Origin of the sequence: Pseudonocardia sp. TRM90224, assembly GCF_021245725.1 — a bacterium.
Classification (GTDB): domain Bacteria; phylum Actinomycetota; class Actinomycetes; order Mycobacteriales; family Pseudonocardiaceae; genus Pseudonocardia.
Genome location: NZ_JAJGSX010000016.1, coordinates 21,912 through 40,152, shown reverse-complemented (window position 1 = coordinate 40,152; position 18,241 = coordinate 21,912). Strand labels below are relative to the sequence as shown.

General features: G+C 73.1%; 19 protein-coding genes. 7 read left to right on the top strand and 12 right to left on the bottom strand.

Annotated elements, in window-relative coordinates:
* Positions 1–13: 13 nt before the first annotated feature.
* Positions 14–1,099 carry a Gfo/Idh/MocA family protein gene (locus LL648_RS22465; protein ID WP_232664651.1) on the bottom strand — a complete coding sequence of 362 codons (1,086 nt, stop codon included), beginning with the start codon at positions 1,097–1,099 and terminating at the stop codon, positions 14–16.
* 118 nt (positions 1,100–1,217) lie between these two features.
* Between LL648_RS22465 and LL648_RS22460 the strand changes: the two genes are divergently transcribed.
* The gene (locus LL648_RS22460) at positions 1,218–2,240 is read left to right on the top strand and encodes a LacI family DNA-binding transcriptional regulator (protein ID WP_308190376.1); all 1,023 of its coding nucleotides are present in this window, start codon (positions 1,218–1,220) and stop codon (positions 2,238–2,240) included.
* A gap of 144 nt (positions 2,241–2,384) precedes the next feature.
* Here the strand turns inward: LL648_RS22460 and LL648_RS22455 are convergent, their stop codons facing one another.
* From LL648_RS22455 to LL648_RS22435, 5 genes are all read right to left on the bottom strand, one after another.
* On the bottom strand, positions 2,385–2,876 hold the full coding sequence (locus tag LL648_RS22455) for an SMI1/KNR4 family protein (RefSeq protein WP_232664649.1): 492 nt from the start codon (positions 2,874–2,876) through the stop codon (positions 2,385–2,387).
* 200 nt (positions 2,877–3,076) lie between these two features.
* Entirely contained in the window at positions 3,077–4,603 is a 1,527-nt protein-coding gene (locus LL648_RS22450; protein WP_232664648.1) for an amidase, read from the bottom strand.
* A gap of 82 nt (positions 4,604–4,685) precedes the next feature.
* Complete coding sequence (locus tag LL648_RS22445; protein ID WP_232664647.1) at positions 4,686–6,110, bottom strand: ABC transporter substrate-binding protein; 1,425 nt, start codon at positions 6,108–6,110, stop codon at positions 4,686–4,688.
* Positions 6,110–6,451: an ArsR/SmtB family transcription factor gene (locus LL648_RS22440; protein WP_232664646.1), complete on the bottom strand. Its 342-nt coding sequence runs from the start codon at positions 6,449–6,451 to the stop codon at positions 6,110–6,112. Before LL648_RS22440 ends, LL648_RS22445 begins: the two co-directional genes overlap by 1 nt.
* 30 nt (positions 6,452–6,481) lie before the next feature.
* Positions 6,482–7,333: a helix-turn-helix transcriptional regulator gene (locus tag LL648_RS22435; protein WP_232664645.1), complete on the bottom strand. Its 852-nt coding sequence runs from the start codon at positions 7,331–7,333 to the stop codon at positions 6,482–6,484.
* Positions 7,334–7,434: 101 nt separating this feature from the next.
* On the opposite strand from LL648_RS22435, the gene LL648_RS22430 reads away from it, so the two are divergent.
* Complete coding sequence (locus tag LL648_RS22430; RefSeq protein WP_232664644.1) at positions 7,435–8,145, top strand: SDR family oxidoreductase; 711 nt, start codon at positions 7,435–7,437, stop codon at positions 8,143–8,145.
* Positions 8,146–8,258: 113 nt separating this feature from the next.
* On the opposite strand, the gene LL648_RS22425 is transcribed toward LL648_RS22430, so the two are convergent.
* From LL648_RS22425 to LL648_RS22415, 3 genes are read right to left on the bottom strand one after another with little or no spacing between them, the layout of a single operon-like run.
* Positions 8,259–9,467 (bottom strand): VOC family protein, encoded by a 1,209-nt coding sequence (locus tag LL648_RS22425; protein WP_232664643.1) that lies wholly within the window; start codon positions 9,465–9,467, stop codon positions 8,259–8,261.
* Complete coding sequence (locus tag LL648_RS22420) at positions 9,464–9,991, bottom strand: RNA polymerase sigma factor (RefSeq protein ID WP_232664642.1); 528 nt, start codon at positions 9,989–9,991, stop codon at positions 9,464–9,466. The genes LL648_RS22425 and LL648_RS22420 overlap by 4 nt, the downstream gene beginning before the upstream one ends.
* A gap of 40 nt (positions 9,992–10,031) precedes the next feature.
* A complete protein-coding gene (locus LL648_RS22415) occupies positions 10,032–11,087 on the bottom strand; it encodes an alpha/beta fold hydrolase (protein WP_232664641.1) in 1,056 nt (351 codons plus the stop codon).
* Positions 11,088–11,297: 210 nt separating this feature from the next.
* On the opposite strand from LL648_RS22415, the gene LL648_RS45315 reads away from it, so the two are divergent.
* Positions 11,298–12,284 carry a GNAT family N-acetyltransferase gene (locus LL648_RS45315; RefSeq protein WP_232664640.1) on the top strand — a complete coding sequence of 329 codons (987 nt, stop codon included), beginning with the start codon at positions 11,298–11,300 and terminating at the stop codon, positions 12,282–12,284.
* Here LL648_RS45315 and LL648_RS22405 read toward each other — a convergent pair.
* Positions 12,272–14,254, bottom strand: a complete 1,983-nt coding sequence (locus tag LL648_RS22405; RefSeq protein ID WP_232664639.1) for a helix-turn-helix transcriptional regulator — start codon at positions 14,252–14,254, stop codon at positions 12,272–12,274. The genes LL648_RS45315 and LL648_RS22405 overlap by 13 nt on opposite strands.
* Before the next feature lie 159 nt (positions 14,255–14,413).
* Between LL648_RS22405 and LL648_RS22400 the strand changes: the two genes are divergently transcribed.
* The 4 genes from LL648_RS22400 (at position 14,414) to LL648_RS22385 (ending at position 16,948) form a co-directional block, all read left to right on the top strand.
* Positions 14,414–14,977 carry an RNA polymerase sigma factor gene (locus tag LL648_RS22400; RefSeq protein WP_232664638.1) on the top strand — a complete coding sequence of 188 codons (564 nt, stop codon included), beginning with the start codon at positions 14,414–14,416 and terminating at the stop codon, positions 14,975–14,977.
* Positions 14,974–15,432 (top strand): carboxypeptidase-like regulatory domain-containing protein, encoded by a 459-nt coding sequence (locus LL648_RS22395; protein WP_232664637.1) that lies wholly within the window; start codon positions 14,974–14,976, stop codon positions 15,430–15,432. The genes LL648_RS22400 and LL648_RS22395 overlap by 4 nt, the downstream gene beginning before the upstream one ends.
* A 116-nt stretch (positions 15,433–15,548) precedes the next feature.
* Positions 15,549–16,541: an aldo/keto reductase gene (locus LL648_RS22390; RefSeq protein ID WP_232664636.1), complete on the top strand. Its 993-nt coding sequence runs from the start codon at positions 15,549–15,551 to the stop codon at positions 16,539–16,541.
* Complete coding sequence (locus tag LL648_RS22385; RefSeq protein WP_232664635.1) at positions 16,538–16,948, top strand: MerR family transcriptional regulator; 411 nt, start codon at positions 16,538–16,540, stop codon at positions 16,946–16,948. The genes LL648_RS22390 and LL648_RS22385 overlap by 4 nt, the downstream gene beginning before the upstream one ends.
* Here the strand turns inward: LL648_RS22385 and LL648_RS22380 are convergent.
* Positions 16,926–17,204, bottom strand: coding sequence for a hypothetical protein (locus LL648_RS22380; RefSeq protein ID WP_232664634.1), 279 nt, complete (start codon positions 17,202–17,204; stop codon positions 16,926–16,928). The two genes, LL648_RS22385 and LL648_RS22380, sit on opposite strands and share 23 nt — an antisense overlap.
* Before the next feature lie 59 nt (positions 17,205–17,263).
* Entirely contained in the window at positions 17,264–18,223 is a 960-nt protein-coding gene (locus LL648_RS22375; protein ID WP_232664633.1) for a methionyl-tRNA formyltransferase, read from the bottom strand.
* Positions 18,224–18,241: the final 18 nt, after the last annotated feature.

The following is an 18,241-nucleotide window of genomic DNA, read 5'->3' as shown; positions in this document are numbered from 1 at the left end:
CGGTGGGGAACTTTCAGCTGGGGCGGGGCAGGTCCTGCAGGGGCACGGGCTCCGGACGCTCCACCGTGCTGGTGACGTCGACCCGGACGCCCTTCGCGGCCGACTCGAGCACCCGCTCCAGCACCTCGAGCACGTGGTACGCGAGCGCACCGCCGGCGCGCGGCGCGCCCGAGGTGAAGTCGAGCATGCCCACCCCGCGTCCGGCGTCGCGATAGCCGGCGGAAGGCGGCAGCACCTCCCAGCCGTCACCGCCGGCCCGGTGGATCTCGGGGTCGCCGTCGAACCGGTTGGGGTCGGGCACCACCAGGCTGCCGCGATCGCCGTGCACCTCGATCCGCGACGCCCGCGTGCCGACGGCGTCGAAGCTCGTGACGAGGGTGGAGAGCACGCCACCGCGATGCTCCAGCACGCCCGTGACGTGCGTGTCGACGAGCACCGGGATCAGCTCGCCGGCCCGCGGGCCCGAGCCGATGACGCGGTGGTCGCGCTTGCGGCTGCCCGCGCCGAACACCCGCTCGACCGGGCCGAGCAGCGTGACGAGCCCGCTGACGTAGTACGGCCCGAGGTCCAGCAGCGGCCCGCCGCCCGGCGCGTAGAGGAAGTCGGGGTTGGGGTGCCACCGCTCCGGACCGGGGTTCATGAACGTCGCCGACGCCGAGATCGGCGTGCCGACCAGCCCGTCGTCGACGGCTTTGCGCGCCGACTGCATGCCGGTGCCGAGCACGGTGTCGGGCGCGCAGCCGATCGTCACACCGGCCAGCTCGGCCGCGCGGACGACCTCGGCCGCCTCCGCGAGCGTCGCGGCGAGCGGCTTCTCGCCGTAGACCATCTTCCCGGCCGCGATCCCGGCCAGCGCGACCTCGGCGTGCGCCTGCGGCACGGTCAGGTTGAGGACGAGCTCCACGTCATCGGCGGCCAGCAGCTCGTCGAGGCCGAGCGCCCGCGCGGTGGGCACCTGCTGCGCCACCTCCGCTGCCCGGGCTGGCACCATGTCGGCGACGGCAACGAGCTCCAGTGCGTCGATCCCCGCGAGGGTCTCGAGATACTGACCGCTGATCTTCCCCGCACCGACCATGCCGACCTTCACGCGCTGGCCCACAGCATCTCCCGCCGATCGCTCGAAAAGTTTCGACCACCTGTCTTCAACCTTGACAGGCGATGCCGGCGAACTGCAAGGTCAGCAGTCCTCGAAAGTTTTCGCCAGGAAGGGCAAGACGGTGCCCGGAACTGCACGGACCACGCTGGCCGACATCGCCGAACGGACAGGTGTGTCGATGGCCACGGTCTCGAAGGTGGTCAACGGCCGGGACGACGTCGCGTCCGGAACGCGCAGCAGGGTGCTCGCGGCGCTTCGCGAATCGGGGTACCGCTCACCGGGGCAGCGCAAGCCGCGGCTCACCGGGCTCGTGATCGACGTGCTCGTCGACGCGCTCAACTCGGCCTACTCGACGACGCTGCTCTCGGGCGTGATCACCGAGACGGCCGCGCTCGGCGTCGACGCCGTCGTCGGGCTGACCGGCGGCGAGCACGCCACCGCCGAGGACATGGCCGGGCGCGCGCAGCGGATGGTGGAGGGCGGCCGGTCCGGCCTGATCGTCAGCACGTCGGCGTACCGGGAGGAGCTGCTGCGGCCCTTCGAGCAGCGCGGGCTGCCGATCGTGGTCGTCGACCTCGCGAACCCGCCGCCGGCCGGCGTCACCAGCATCGGCGCGACCAACTGGGCGGGCGGCCGGGAGGCGGCCGAGCACCTGATCGCGCTCGGCCACACCCGGATCGCGTTCGTGGGTGGCACCGAACGGTCCGACAGCAACCAGGCCAGGTTCCACGGATTCCTCGCCGCGCTCTCCGCGCACGGGCTCACCGCGCCGGACGAACTGGTTTCGCACGGCTCGTTCCGCAAGGCGTTCGGCGAGACGGCCGGACGCCGGCTGCTGGACCTCCCGACCCCACCCACCGCGGTGTTCTGCGCCAACGACCGGCTCGCGCTGGGCGTCATGGCAGAGGCGCGGCGCCGGGGCGTCGGTGTGCCACGGCGGCTGAGCGTCGTCGGCTTCGACGGGACGTACGAGGCCCGCCAGTCGACCCCCGCGCTGACCTCGGTGACCCAGCCCCTCAGCGAGATGGGCGCCACCGCCGTCCGCGTCCTCACCCAGCGGATCGAGGGCAACCACCCCGTCTCCCACCGGTTGGAGCTGGCAACGGAGCTCGTGGTGCGGGAGACGACCGCGCCGCCGGGGTGACCGACATCCGAGAGGTGGTCCTCCCGCGACGTCAGGAAAGCCACTTTCATGCAACCACGTTGCATGAAAGTGGCTTTCCTGACCCTCGCCGGCGCTGACCACGGCACCCACCGGGGCGGCCGGGCCCAATGGGTGCAAGCGGCGTCAGTCCGAGTCGTCGAACTCCGACTCATCGACGAGCCCGCCGATGAAGGTCGCGAAGTCGGGGGCGAGGACGGTGATCTGGTAGTCCCACTCCTGGTCGACGTGGACCACACACGGCTCGCCGCCGTCCCGGTAGTCGAGGGCGATCATGTCGTGCCCGGCGGACGGGCAGTCCACGAAGTACACGCCGATGTCGGGGTATCCCCATTCGAACGGCCAGAACGCGCTGCCGACCTCGCCGCAGAGGCTGAAGGACGCGGTCCTTCCGATGGCCGCGAGTGCCGACACCCCGACGTGGTTCCCGCTCCATGAGGTCCGCGACGGGGCGGGGTGGGCCGTACGCGCGAATTCGCCGCCGTTGTGTTGGCGCGCGAGCTCGACGTAAGCCGCTGGTAGCGCCCGGCCGAGCTCCGCCTCGATCGACCGGACGAGGGCGTCGTCCGGCGGCGGTTCGGCAGGAGGACCGTCGAACAGGCCTGGTGGGATCAACACGACGCCGATTGTGGTCGAGCAGCCCGACAGCCGGCGGTCGGGAGTGCCGGGAAAGTGGCTTTCCCGGCATCGTGCGCGTGCCGCACGCCGCGACGTGTGCGTCCCGCACGTGAGGGCAGGAAAGCCACTTTCAGGCCCTCACAGGGCAGGAAAGTGGCTTTCCTGCCCTCCCCCGGACCCGCTCCGCAACCAGCGCGCGGCTACCGCGGCGGCGCCGGGAACCCACCCACCGCCTGCTCGTACGCGTGCGCCACCCGCAGCACCGTGCTGTCGTCGAAGCTCCTTCCGATGATCATCATCCCGGTCGGGAGGCCGTTCACCAGCCCGGCGGGCACCGAGCACGCGGGGTGGCCCGTCACATCGGTGACGCAGGTGTTGGCGATCATCTCCAGCGCCCGCGCGATCACCTCGGTGCGCGAGGCGTCCGGTGCGGGCAGGGTCGAGGCCTGGATCGGGACGGTCGGCATCACGAGCACGTCGTAGCGCTCCAGCGCGGCGTCGTAGGCCGCCTTCAGCTCGACGGCGAGGTTGCGTGCCATCGCGTAGTGCCGGCCGTGCTGCGTTTCGAGGCTGTACCCGCCGGTCAGGAGGACGAGCTTGACGGTCTCCGAGAACTCGGTGGGGTCGTTCCGCCACGCCGCGCCGTAGTGGGCGATGACCTCCGGGTCGTACAGGCCCTTCCAGTTCATCCCGTAGCCGTTCATGTCGATCATCTGGCGCAGCACGCCCTCGGTGCCGATGACGTCCCAGACCTTCGCGCCGTGGAGGTGCCACGGGATCGAGACGTCCTCCGCCGACAGCCCGGCACCGCGCAGAGTCTCGACGGCCGCGCGCACGGCGTCGCCCACGCCCTGATCGGAGTTCGCGTGGCCGAAGCCCTCGGTCACAACACCGATCCGCAGCCCGTTCGCGCCAGTGGCGAGCGCGGCGACGTAGTCATCGGGCACGAGGTCACGTGGTTGGCGCGGGTCGAGTCCGTCGGGGCCGGCCATCACGCTCAGCATCAGCGCGGCGTCGGCGACCGTGCGTGTGATCGGGCCGACGTGGTCGATCGTCTGCTCGATCGGGAACGCGCCGGTGTACGGGACGAGCCCGAACGTCGGCTTATGCCCGACGGCGCCGCTGAACGCGGCCGGCATCCGCACCGATCCGCCCTGGTCACCGCCGGTCGCGAGGTCGACGACACCGCCCGCGACGAGCGCCGCGCTCCCCGAGGACGAGCCGCCGGCCGAGCGCGTCTCGTCCCACGGGTTGCGCACCGCGCCGGTGCGGGAGGTGTGCGAGCCGCCGGAGAAGCAGAGGTCCTCGCAGACCGCCTTGCCCGCGATCGTGGCGCCGGCGGCGAGCAGCCGCGTGACGACGGTGGCGTCGCGCAGCGGGGTGTACCCCTCGATCGTCGAGGAGCCGTTCATCATCGGCACGCCGGCGACGGCGGTGTTGTCCTTGACCGCGACCGTCCGCCCCGCGAGCGGGCCGCTCTCCGTCTCGGTGACCGAGCACGTCACGTACCAGGCGTTGTAGGGGTTGTCGGCCTCGGCCGGACGTTCCCACTCGCGCTTCGGTGCCTCCGGAACAGTGGCTGCGTAGAGCTCCTCGACGGCGTTCCACGAGCTCAGGAGGCCGCCGACGAGCGGGCTGAACTCCTCGAGGTCCGCCGAGGACAGGCCGAGCCGGTACTGCTGCGCCGCACGGTCGAGCGCGGCCGGGTCGGGTGGCGTGACGGGCATGCGGCCTCCTCGATCGGGGGAATCGATGGCGACCCTATGGAGTAGCGAAAGAACGCGTCAACGACCATTGGCATATTGGCGGTTACCGGACCTGATGGCTCACCAGGAATCCGTCGGCCGTGGCCTCGGCCAGGTAGAGGCGCTGAGCCACGGTCTCCGGACCGTCGACGGTGACCGTGCCGCGGGGGAAGTCGGCGCGCCCGTGCCGCAGCTCGCGGGCCACCCCGACCGGGTCGTCGTCCGGCGCCCGCCGCGCCGCCGCCGCGTAGAGGTGCAGCGCCTCGTACACCGATTCGGAGATCGTCGAGACGGGCGGCGCGAACGGCCCGTGCATCTCGCGGTAGCGGCTCAGGAACGCCGCGTTCGTCGCGCCGGGCAGCTCCGCGAAGTAGCCGGCGACACCCCACAGCCCCGGCGCGGCGGCCGCCCCGATGCGCTCGCGGGTGGGTTCGTCGAGCGCGAGCGCCAGCGACCGGCACCGCGCCCGGACGCCCATCTCGTGGCACTGGCGCTCGAACGTCACCAGGTCGGCACCGACGAACGACGAGAGCACGACGTCGGCCCCGGACGCGAGCACGGCCTCGACGAGCGGGGTGAAGTCGCGGGTACCGAGGTGGGCGAACCGCTCGCCGACCACCGTGCCGCCGTGCTCGGCGACGAGCGACCGCGCCTTGCCGTGCACGACGTGCGGCCACACGTAGTCGTTGCCGGCGAGGAACCACCGCCGCCCGCCGGCCGCGTCCATCATCGGGCCGATCGCGGCCCGCAGCTGGTCGGCCGGCCGCTCGCCCAGCTGGACCCGCAGGCCACCGCCGAGCCCGCCCTCGTTCATCACGGTCTGCACCAGCAGCGTCGCGCAGCCGCGCAGCTCGTTCGACACCCGCTCGAACGTCGCCGACGTCGTGGCGGCCATGATCGACCGGCAGCCGGCGTGCACCAGGCGCCACGCTTCGAGCGTTCCGACAGCGGGGTCGGTCGCATCGTCGCCGACGACGAGCCGCACCGGCTGGCCGTGGATCCCGCCCTCGGCGTTGATCTCCTCGACGGCCATCGCGGCGAGGCCCTCCGACGCCGCGGAGAACACGCTCCCGCTGCCGGACTTGCTGGTCAGCAGGCCTACGGCGTGCGCGCCGCCGGTGGGTTCGGCCGGCACCCGGTAGCCGCGGCGGCGCATCATCCAGCGCAAGCCGTCGTCGTCGAGGCCGGCGGTGAGCCGCACGCGAGTGCCCGCGCCGGCCGGCTCGAAGCGCACCCGCAACGTCCCGCGCCACGGCTGGTCGAGCCGCAGCTCGATCGTCGACGGCGGCCGCACGGCAGCGATCCGGCCGAGCAGCTCCACCGGGTGCCCGCCGAGCGGTGCCCGCAGCGTGACCGCCGCGCCGACCGCCACCCTGTCGCAGGTCGCGTCGAAGAGCCAGCCGGCCCCCGCGTCGGCGCCGAACAGCGCGAACACCGCAGCCGGCGGGGCGTCGATGCGCTGCTCCGCCGAGACGGCGACGTAGGCCACTACATCGCTCTGCGGTCGTCGGCCCCCGTGTCGGCGAGTGACTCCGCAGCAACCTTCGCCGCGTCGAGCGACCCCTGGAACAGCTCCTGCAGGAGGTGGATGACGTCCTGCGCGGGGCCGGTCGGATCCACCGAGTAGTACCGGAATCGGCCGGTCCGGCGCTCCGCGATCAGGCCGGCCGTGCGCAGCACCCGCAGGTGGCTGGACACGGCAGTGCGCCCGACACGGTGGATCGCGTTGGACAGCTCGCCTGCGCTGCACTCCTCGCGCTCGGCGAGCACACCGAGGATCTCCCGCCGGACCGGATCCGCAAGCGCGTCGAATGCCAGGTCAGATGCCATGAGCTTGCGTCCCCTCCGCAAGTGGAGGGGTCAGACTAGCCGATCGGCCGAAAGCTCCTGCAGCCCGACGACACGCAGCAGATCCAGCGATTGGGCGCCATGACTGCCCGGACTGGCCGAGTAGACGATCAGTCGCTGATCGTCCTCCGGGACGTGCAGCACGTCGCAGTCGAGCGTGATGAGCCCGAGTTGCGGGTGCCGGACCCGCTTCTGATCGCCGTGGCGCACGTTCAGGTTGCGCTGCTCCCACAGCCGCGCGAACTCGGGGCTGCCGGCCAGCAGATCGGTGATCAGACGCTGCATACCGGGGTCGGCCGGGTAGCGGGCGGCGGACCGGCGCAGGTCGGAGACCAGCGCGCGGTTGAGCCGTCGGCGCTCCTCGTCGTCGGCCCCGACGCGGGCGCTGCCGTTCAGGAACGCCGTGCGTGCGATGTTGCGCTCGGTCGGCGGGACGGCCGACATGTCGCCGAGCAGCGCGAGCGCCATCGGGTTCCACGCGATCACGTCGGTCTTGGCGTCGAGCAGCAGGGCGGGCAGGTCGGTGAACCGGTCGAGCATCCGCAGCACGCTCGGCCGCGGCGTGCTGCGGATCCGCCCCGGTAGCGGCGGCTGGGCGCCCGCGAGGTGGAACAGGTGCTCGCGCTCGGCGTCGGTCACCTGCAGCGCCCTGGCCAGCGCGCCGAGCACCGCCTCGGACGGGTGCGGCCCGCGGCCCTGCTCCAGCCGGGTCAGGTAGTCGACCGAGACGCCGGCGAGCCCGGCCACCTCCTCGCGCCGCAGGCCGGGTGTTCGCCGGCGCACCCCCGCCGGCAGCCCGACGTCGGCTGGGCGCAGCCGCTCCCGCCAGGTGCGCAGTGCGGCGGCGAGCTCGGGACGGTCCACCCGTCAAGCATGCACCTCGACGGCGCGCTCAGCCTGGTACCGCGGGTCCCCCGTTCCGGCGGGCCTGGTTCCGGCGGTCGCGACGGCCGAACGTTGCGGCCATGACAGGAACGACGATCGCGCTGGTCACCGGCGCGAACAAGGGCATCGGGCTGGCGACGGCGAGGCGGTTCAGCCAACTCGGCTGGACGGTGGTGCTCGGCTCGCGCGACGTGGAGCGCGGGCGGGCGGCAGCGGCGACGCTGGACGGGGACGTCTCCGTCGTGCAGCTCGACGTCACCGATGACGGGTCGGTCGCGGCCGCGGCCAAGGAGGTCGAGCAGCGGCACGGCCGGCTGGACGTGCTGGTCAACAACGCCGCGGTCGGCGGCGGCTGGATCAGCGCGCTCGACTGCGACCCCGAGACGCTCCGCGTCACTTTCGAGACGAACGTGTACGGGCCGGTCCGGGTGACGAAGGAATTCCTGCCGCTGCTGCGACGCTCGGCCGCGCCGCGGATCGTCATGGTCTCCAGCGGGGTGGGCTCGCTCGCGCTCACCGCCGACCTGGAACGGTTCGCGTCGGCACCCGTCGCGCTGCACTACCCGGCGTCGAAGACGGCGCTCAACATGATCACCAGCGTGTACGCGAAGGCGCTGCCGGAGTTCCGCGTCAACGCCGCCGACCCCGGGTTCACCGCGACCGACCTCAACGGCCACCGCGGCACCCAGACCGTCGAGGAGGGCTGCGCCGCGATCGTCACCCTCGCGACGCTGCCACCGGACGGCCCGACGGGCGGGTTCTTCGACAAGGACGGCCCAGTGCCCTGGTGACCACAGCGCCATGATGACCTCAGTGCCGTGGTGACTTCCCCACTGTTTTGGGTGGATGCGCGCCCAGCGGGCGCGCATCCACCCAGAACGATGGGGAGATTGCCGGGCTGATCTCAGGGCTGGAGCAGCAGGAACGGCATGCCCTGGTCGTCCCGGCAGTCGGCGGCGAGGCCGAAGGGGCGCTGTGTCGGCTCACCGGCCGTCCCGCCCGCGGCGCGGACGGCAGCGGCGGCGGCCTCGACGTCGCCCACCGCGAACGACGGCGACACGACGGCGTCCCCGAAGCCGCCGAGGACCGTCGTGCGCGGTGCGAGGTAGTGCCCGCCACGTCGCACTGTCCAGCTGTCCGGCGCATGCGCGGGGACGAAGTCCCAGCCGAGCGCCGTGCCGTAGAAGCCGCGGGCGCGTCCTGAATCCGGTACCCCGAGCAGGACGTGCACGAGCTCGCCGAGCGGGCGGCGTGAGCTGGTGCCCTGCCAGACCGCGAACGGCTGCCCCTGGTCGTCGCGGCAGTCGGCCAGCAGTCCGTACGGCTCGTCGGTGGGCTCGCCGGCGCTGCCGCCGGCCGCGCGCACCAGGGCCACCGCGGCGTGCACGTCGGGGACCGAGTAGCAGACCATCAGGGTCGTCTCGGCCTGCGTCGAGAAGATCCCGATGCCACCGCCGGCGCCTTCGAGCATCCGACCGTCGGCGCTGCGCTCCAGCCCGAGCACCGCGTGGAAGAACGCCGCGGTCCGCTCGGCGTCGGGCGACCAGAGCGAGGCGTGGACGACGTCCGGCACCCGCGACGAGCGCTCGACCAGCCAGCGGTGCCCCGACGGATCGAGCAACGCCCCGCCGCGCCCGTGCTCCGAGTCGGCGACCGGCCGCTCCAGCACCGCTCCGGCCGCCACGGCCCGCGCGACGACGCCGTCGGGGTCGTCCACCTCGAGGCGCAGCGACTGGGTCGGCCCGCCTCGGCTCGGCGGCGCGAGGTGCCCGATCTCGGGGAACTCGTCCGCCAGCATCACGACGCTGTCGCCGAGCGCGAGCTCCGCGTGCCCGACCCGCCCGTCTGGCATGACGATCGGCTCGCCGCGGCGGGTCGCACCGAACACGTCGACGTAGAACGCGATGGCCGCACGTGCATCGGTCACCGCGAGGTACGGCGTGAGGGCGTGCAGCGCTGTCTCTCGTGCCGAGATCGTGGTGGTCATGGTCCGCTCCTCCCGTTGTGGTGCGAGCAGCGCGCGCTCCATCCGGGAGCGCAGCGCTCGTGCGAAGGCCGGGTCGGGATCGACGGGAGGTGCCGCGGACCGCAGGACGTCCATCGGGTCGGTCATCGCGGTCCTCCCTCCTGCCGGACGTAACTGCGCCGGAACGCCGTGCGGGCGCGGGTGAGCAGGGCCTCCGTGGCGTGCACGGTGCGGCCGAGCACGCCGGCCACCTCGGGGACGCTCAGCCCGTCGAGGTAGCGCAAGGTCAGCACCGCGCGGTGTTGCGCGCTCTGCTCCTCCAGCACGGCGTGTGCCAGCCCGGCGTCGAGCGCCTCGTCCCAAGGGTCGTCGACCGGCTCCGGCTCACCGGCCACCGCGCGCAGGCCGCGCTGCTCGCGCTCGGCCGCGCGCCAGTGGTCGACGAGCTTGTGGCGCGCGATCCCGACGAGCCAGCCCGTGCTCGGCGCCGGCGGTTGCGGCCCCCGGCAGGCCGCGACCGCGGCGAGGAACGTCTCGGCCGCGAGGTCCTCGGCCAGCACCCGCCGGCCGCACCTGGCCAGCAGGTAGCCGTAGACCTGCGGCAACGCGGTGTCATAGAGGTCGAGCAGCGCGGCGCCGGCGTCGGGCCGGACCTTCCCGCTGCTGTTCACATCCCTCCATCGGTCCGCACGGCCACACTCCGACGGTCGTTCACCCGATCGTCGTACCGAGGAACTCCTTGAACGCGGCCAGCCACTTGTCCTTCGCGTCGAACATCGGGGCGTGGCCGGCGCCCTCGAACTCCTCGATCCGGACGCTGCCGCCGGCCGCCGCATAGCGCTCCAGCACCTCGCGCGTCTGCGCCACCATCGGCTGCGCCGGGTACGCCGCCGCCCCCGGCCAGCCGGGCACCACACCCTGCGCGCCGAGCGTGCCGAACTCCAGCGGCGAGTCGTCGGCGACCACAAGATCCGCGGAGCCGTACGTCCACAGCACCGGTGGTTTCGGGTCGACGTCGACTATGCCGGTCCAGTTGCAGTACTTCGGCGAGAGCGCGTTGAGGATGCCGGTGGTGCCCGGGGCGACACCGGGCCAGTTGTCCGACGGGACGCTGTCGCCGGGGTAGTTCGTGTCGCCGGTGACGGTCAGCAGGATCTCCGCGACGAGCAGGTCCTCGCGTTCCGGCGGCTCGCGGTGCGTCGGGGCGAAGTAGAAGGCGTTCAGGACGTTGCGGATCGAGAACGGGCTCTCCGCGGACGCGTCACCCTCGGCGATCCTGCGGACGACCTCGGGATTGGCTGTGCCACCCCCGGAGCCGGCGAAGTCGGGCTGGCACGGCGTGCCATCGGCGAACGTGCCGCCGTAGCCGTAGGGCGATACCGGGTCGATGAGCGTCAGCGACGCCACGGGCCGCTCCATCGCGTAGTACGCGATCGCCGCTCCGCCGGTCGACCAGCCGACCAGGTGCGGGGGCGCGTCGATGCCCAACGTCCTGACCAGCGCGTGCACGTCGTCCGCCCAGTCGGCGATGCCGCGTGTGGCGTCCAGCGGGGCGGGGTCGCTGCGGCCGAAGCCGCGCATGTCCGGGGCGATCCCCCGGACGCCCGGCGGCAGCGCGGTGAGGACGTGCTCGTAGAAGCGTCCCGTGGAGAGGTTGCCGTGCACGAAGACGACGGGCACGCCGTCGGCCGGGCCGGCCTCCAGCACGTGCATGGTGATCCGGTCGGTGTCGATGTGCTGCGCGCGCACCCCGGGCTGCAGGTCCATGGGCGGGATGCTCGTTACCCGGGAGGGCGGGGTCAATAGCAGGAGTGTGCGGTCCTCCTCCGCCACGAGTGGTGCCAGCACCGATGCTCCCGCCGGGCCCGGCGCGCGATCGTCGGTGCGGGTCGGGGGACCCGGCGAGCAAGTGGGGGAACCGTGGGACCGACCGGCGTGACCTGTATCAGCACGAACGGGGGCGGGCTCCGGCTTGGTGTGACCGATCACCTGCGCTGCCCCGAACACCTGTCGCCGACGGTCTCGGCGCCGTCGCCGGTCCGCTTCCGCGGCTGGCTGCACGCGCTCGTCGGGGAGATCGGCGCCGCCGGCGCCCGGCTCACCAGCATCAACGGCGGCAGCAGCGAGCTCGGCCACGGCCTCGAGCTGAAGCTGACCGTGACGCTCCCGTTCGCCGGGACGCACGAGGTGCCGGCGGTTGTCGTCTCCGTCGTCGGCAGGGCGATCGCCGTCGAGTGGGTGCGGCCGCAGCCGGACTTCCTGAACGCGGTCGCCGAGTACCTGCTGCTGGCCGAGCCCCTGACCACACCGGCCGAGCTGCGGGCGGCCGGCCTGCCCGTCCGCGGTGTCGATCGGGCCTTCACGTTCGGTCTGACGGGAGTCGAGGACCTCCCCGAGATCCACGACCTGCGGCTGCGTGCACACCGCAACGAGGGCCGCTTCGCCGAGATCGACGCCGAGGCGCTGGCCTCGCCGTTCGACGCGCACGCGTGCCACCTCGTCTGCCGGCACGACGAGCGGATCGTCGGGTACGTCAGGGTGATCTTCGTCGACCGCGACCCGCGGCGCAGCCAGTACGTGACGTGGGGCGGGCACGTCGTGCCGTCGTGGCTCTGGCGGGCCGGGTTCGTCGAGGCCGGGGCCGGCGCGATCGACCCCGATTACCAGGGCGCGGGGCTCTTCCCCCCGCTCATGCAGCACGTCGTGCGGGTCGCGGTGGAGACGGGGCACCGGCACGTGCTCGGCGCCTGCGAGGACGCCCTGCTCGCGATGTACACCAAGAGCGGCTTCGGCACGGTGGAGAGCCGGCACGTCGAGCCGCAACCCGGGTGGGCGTTCCGCTCGCACCTGCTGCACCTCGACCTCGACGCGCTCCTGCTCGGCGGGCTCGCCGGGCGCGACGTGCTGCCGATGGCGCAAGCGGCCCGGTTCGCGACCGCCGGGGCGCAGCGTCAGGCTTGCTGATACTCGTTCAAGACGTCGACGAGCGCCCCGCGGGTGCTGACGTGCAGCTTCGTGCAGGCCCGGTAAAGGTGGCCCTCGACCGTCCGCACCGAGACGACGAGCCGTTCGGCGATCTTCTTGTTGGACAGGCCCGCCGACGCGAGCATCACGATCTCCCGCTCCCGCGAGGTCAGCGGCAGCGGGTGCGCCGCGTCGCGCAATGCGGGTGTGACGGCGCCCTCGCACCGCTCGGCCAGCTCCGCCGCGCGGCCCGCCGCGGCGATGGCTGCCGTGCGGTCGCCGCGGTGGTGGTGCGCGACCGCGGCCTGCGCCGAGGCGTCGGCGGCGATCAGCAGGGCGCCCCAGCGCTCCGCCGCTGCCGAGACCGCGCTGAGCGCGGTTCCGTCGCCGGCCGCCAGCGCGGCTGCGTGCGCCGCTGCGCTCGCGGCCCGCGGACCGTCCAGCTCCCCAGCCAGTTCGTCGAGCCGCTCCGCGCCCGCCGCGCTGCCGAACCGGACGGCCGTGTGCAGCGCGTCGACCTCCCCCCAGCGGTCGCCGGCGGCCCTTGCGAGGACTGCGGCCCGGTTGGCGATCGCGACGGCCTCGCTCACCGCGCCCGCGGCGGCAGCCGCCCACGCCAGCGCGAGCTGCCGCTGCATGCGCAGCCCCGAACGCGGTACCGCAGCCACCCCCGACGGGTCACCGAGCGCCCCCGCGGCCCGGACCAGCAGCAACGCGACCTCGTCGCCCGACCAACCGGCCGGATTGCCGCCGTGCACGGCGAGGACGGCCGTCGCGTCACGCAGCCGGCGCGCGGCGGTTCGCACCGCGCCGCGCTCCAGCGCGACCAGCCCGCGCCGGATGTCGACGAGCGCCGCGTGCGTGGGCTCGGCCGGGCCGGTCTCGCGCTCGGCGATCTCGGCGGCGCGGTCCAGCATGCCGGCCGAGCAGAGCGCCCGGAGCTCGTCGTCGTCGCCCGCGGGTGCGGCGATCGACAACACCGCTGCCCGCCTGCGCAGCGCCCGGGCCCGGCCGGCGCGGGCCCGCAGCAGCTCGCCGTACAGCGGCAGTGTGAGGCCGGCGGCGCCGTCCCCATCGGTGATCTCGACGATCCCGCTGCTCTCGGCCTGCTCGACCGCGCCCTGCCCGGCGATGCGTTCGAGGGCTGGCAGGTCGGCGACGCCGTCGACGGCGATCAGCTCCGCGACCGACCGCACGCCGCTCGGGACGGGGCCCAGGTAGGCGTCGACCAGCTCGGCGAGCAGCGGGGAGACCTTCGGCCCACCGAACCACTGCCACACCCCGGCAGCCGGGCGCAGCCGGCCGGCGACGACCTCTTCGTGGACGAGCCGGCGCAGCAGCACCATGTTGCCGCGGGTGAGGTCGTGCAGCCGATGGGCGGCGCAGCGCTCCAGCTGGTCGCCGAGCACGGCTTCGAGCAGGTCGCGCACCGCGGCGGCACCCAGCGGCGCGACGTCGATCCGGTCGAGCAGGCCGTCCTTCCACAGCGCGGTGACGGCGTCCGGCGACGGCGCGCCGCTGCGCAACGTGACGGCGACGGTGGCCGTGCGACTGCGGCCCGCGCAGCGGAGCGTGACCTGGTGCAGCAACGCGGCCGAGGCCTCGTCGAGCAGGTGGGCGTCGTCGACGCAGAGCGTCAGCGCGTCGCGGCCGGTGAGGGCGTCGGCCATCCGGCCGAGCTGCTCGTTCAACGGGCCTGACATGCGTGGGAACAGCGGGCGGAACGCCCCCAGCGGCACGGCCCCGGCCGATGCCGTCGCGACGATCCGCACGACACCGCGCCGCCCACCGAGAGCTTCGGCCACCAGCCTGCTGCGCCCAGCACCGGTCGGCGCCGCGAGGACCGCACCCATCCGGCGGGTGAGCGTCGCGGCCATGGCCCGCGCCTCGCCGTCGCGCCCGACGAAGGGCCATTCACCAGCGGTGATGCCGCTGGTGCAAGCAGGCATTGCGCGGATGGCACGCGTCATCGGAGCTCTCCTCAGGTGGCGAACGCCTGGAAGAGCGCACGCTCGGAACGTCTGATGCGTCCGACCGGGTGAAAACACCCATCACGACCAGACGTCCAGCGCTCTGCTTTTCAAAGGTCCGGTCCGGCAGAATGCGAGTCCGGCGATGGAGGGGTGCACGTGGCTCAGGACACCGGCGAGCTGCTCGCGGCGGCCGCCGACGGCAACCAGGCGGCGTGGGACGAGCTCGTCGCCCGGTACAACAGCATGCTCTGGTCGATCGCCCGCAGCTTCCGCGTCAACACCGCCGACGCCGCCGACGCCGTGCAGACGACGTGGCTGCGGCTCGTCGAGAACCTGGAGCGGATCAACGACCCGGAGCGCCTCTCCGGCTGGCTGGCGACCACCGTGCGCCGGGAATGCCTCCGCATCCTGCGCAAGAGCCGCGTCGGCGCGCCGCTCGACTTCGCCGACGAGCTGCCCGACGGCGCCGACCCGCTCGACACCGCCCTGCTGACCGACGAACGCGACGCGGCCTTGTGGCGTGCGGTCGGGCAGATCTCACAGCGCTGCCAGGAGCTGTTGCGCGTGCTGATGACCACGCCGCCACCGACGTACGCCGACGTGTCCGCAGCGCTCGGCATGCCGATCGGGAGCATCGGGCCGAGCCGGGCCCGCTGCCTCGACCAGCTGCGCCGCGTCGCGGGCGATGACGACCTGCTCGGCGCGGGAGAAGCGCGATGACCCACCCCGGCGACGACGACCTGATCGAGCGGCTGCGGCGGATCGCCGCGGAGGCCGACCCGCCACCCGGGATCGTTGGTGCGGCCGCCCGCGCCGCGCTGGCGACCCGCCGCCTCGACGACGAGCTGGCCGAGCTGGTGCTGGACTCCGCGCACGAGCCGGAGCTCGTCCGAGCCGCCGGCGACGACGTCCGCATGCTGACCTTCGAAGCCGGCGACGTCGCCGTCGAGCTGCAGGTGCAGGCGCAGTTGCACGAGGCCGGCCGGCTGGCGATGCGGGGCCTGGTCACGGGCCCCGTCGCCGGGTTGACCGTCGAGACCCCCGGTGGGGAACGCACCGCCGACCTCGACGCCGACGGCTGGTTCGCCGTCGAGGACCTGCCCCCGGGCCCCACCCGCCTGCGCCTGACCAGACCGGACGCGCCGGCGGTCACAAGCGCCTGGATCGCGCTCTAGGACACCGTCGACAACGACGTTTTGGTCGATGTTAGCGCTCACAAACAGCCAGAACGTCGTTGTCGACGCTCACCGCGCTTGCCCTGGAGCGCGCTCCAGGGTGCAGCGTGCGGTCCATGACACCGCAACCCACACCACAACGGCCCATCGGCGACCGAACCGTGCCGGCGCTCGGCATCGGCACCTGGGCGCTCGGCGGCGAATGGGACTTCGGCGGCCGACCCGCCGGCTGGGGCCCCGCCGACGACGACGTGTCGGTCGCGGCGGTGCGGGCGGCGTACGACAGCGGGGTGCGGCTGATCGACACCGCCGACGTCTACGGTTGCGGGCACTCCGAGCGGGTCGTCGGGCGGGCCGTCCGGCCGTTCCGCGACGACGTCGTGATCGCGACCAAGGTCGGGCTGGTCTTCGACGAGGTCGCCCGCGTCGGCTCCGACGTGGACCTGAGCGCGGCGCACGTGCTGGTTGCCTGCGACGCGAGCCTGCGCAGGCTCGGCGTCGACCACATCGACCTCCTGCAGATCCACCCCGGTGGCTGCACCCCGGAGCAGGCCGCCGAAGCCGTGCAGGCCTTCGAGCAGCTGGTCGAGGCCGGCAAGATCCGCGCTTACGGCACGAGCGCCACCAGCCCGGACGTCATCGCGACCGTCGCCGCCGGCGGGCACTGCGTCGCCGTGCAGCAGCAGCTCAACGTGTTCGGCGCGGACGAGCCGGCGCTCGCGGCGTGCGACGAGCACGATCTAGCCGTGCTCGCCAGGACGCCGCTGGCGATGGGCCTGCTCAGCGGCCGCTACCGCACCCCCGACCCGCTCGCGCCGGCCGACGTCCGCCGCCACTACCAGTGGTTGGACTACTTCCACGCCGATCGCATGCCCGAGTGGGTGGCCCGCGTCGACGCCGTCCGGGAGATCCTGACGTCCGGGGGACGCACCCTCGTGCAAGGGGCGCTGGCCTACGTGTGGGGCAGGTCGCCGCGGGCGATCGCGCTGCCCGGCGTGCGCACGCCCGAGCAGGCGCGCGAGCTGGCCGGCGCGCTGCCGCTCGGACCGCTCACCGCCGATCAGGTCGTCGCCGTCGACAGGCTCGTCGAGGCACCATCACGGGTGTGAACATCTCGGGCGTGAACATCTCGGAGGCCGCGCGGCAGACCGAACTCTCGATCGACACCATCCGCTACTACGACCGGCTCGGGATCCTCGGTGCGGTGACCCGGACGTCCGCGGGCGCCCGGGCCTTCACCGAGGGCGATCTCGGGTGGCTGCGGATCCTGCGGTGCCTCCGGGAGACCGGCATGACCATGGCCGACCTGCGCCGCTTCGTGGCGATCGACGGCGACCGGGAGCCCGCCCGCCGCCTGGAGCTGCTCGAGAACCACCGCTCGGCCGTGCTGGCGAAGATGGAGCGGATCAGGCGCGAGCTGGTCGTGCTCGACGGCAAGATCGGCGCCTACCGGAACGCCGCGCAGCGGCCCGTCGTGGACGTCGACAACGACGTTATGGCTGTTTCTGAGCGCTGAGATCGACCAGAACGTCGTTGTCGACGGTCTCGGCCAGCACCTGTGCGCAGAGCCGCGGGATGAGCGAATCGCGGCCGAAGCCGATCCCGAAGTCGGCGTAGGCCAGCAGCTCGCGGCTCACCAGCTCGCCGAGCGGCCCCGGGTGGAGCCGCTTCGCCCGCAGCGCGGCGGCCCGCAGCCGGGCCCGCTCCTGCGACGGGATCCGCTCCGCATCGCCGAGAACGGGCGGCGCGCCTGGGTACAACCGGATCGTCAACGAGACCACCTCCCACGCCCAGCATCGGACGAACGGGCGGCCCGGACGTGAGTACTTCCTTACGCGAACGCGCTCGGACGGGAGGTCAGGTAGCCGCCCATGTGCGGGAAGAACTCGGCGGCGGCGTGCTCCCGGCCGTCGTCGGTCCGCACCCGCTCGACGACGAGCCCACGGTTGCGTCCGCGCCGGGCATCGGCCCCGGCGACGATCACCACGCCGCTCCCCCGCCGGATGACGATGCGCCCGGGCGTCCCGCCGATCACGTCGTCGGTTACCGACGCGCCGAGCACCCGCAACCGCTGCGTGCCGTAGAAGCAGTAGGCGTTCGGGTACGGGTCGAGCTGGGCCCTGACCAGGTTGAAGATGTCGCGCGCCGGCCACGTCCAGTCGATGCGGTTGTCCTCCTCGCTGCGGCGGTGGAAGTACGAGGCGGCCTTGCGGTCCTGCGGCGTCCAGTCGGTGCGGCCGCTCGCGACCAGCTCCAGCCCGTCGACCGTGATCGGGCCGAACATCGCGAGCGTGCGGTCGAACAGCTCGACGATCGTGTCCTCGTCCGTGATCGGCGTGGAGCGCTGCAGCACGATGTCGCCCGCGTCGAACTCGGCGTTCATCATATGCGCCGTGACGCCGACCTCGGGCTCGTCGTTGATCAACGCCCAGTTCAGCGGCGCGAACCCCGCGTAGGCCGGCAACAGCGCGTCGTGCACGTTGAGGGTGCCCAGCCGCGGGATCGAGTAGAGCGAGGGCGGCAGCCACGTCCGCCAGTTGGAGACGACCATGACGTCGGCCTGCGCCGCGGCGACGGCCTCGTGGACATCGGTGTCCTCCGCCCGGTTGCGCACGAGCACCGGGATCCCGTGGTCGGCGGCCAGCTCGGCGACGGACTCGTTGAAGATCTTCTCGTACGCGTTGTCGCTATCGGGGTGCGTGACGATCAGCGGCACCTCGTGGCCCGCGGCGAGCACCGCCTCGATCGTCCGCCGACCCCATGTCATGTATCCGAACGCGACGACGCGCATCCAGGCTCCTTCCTCGGA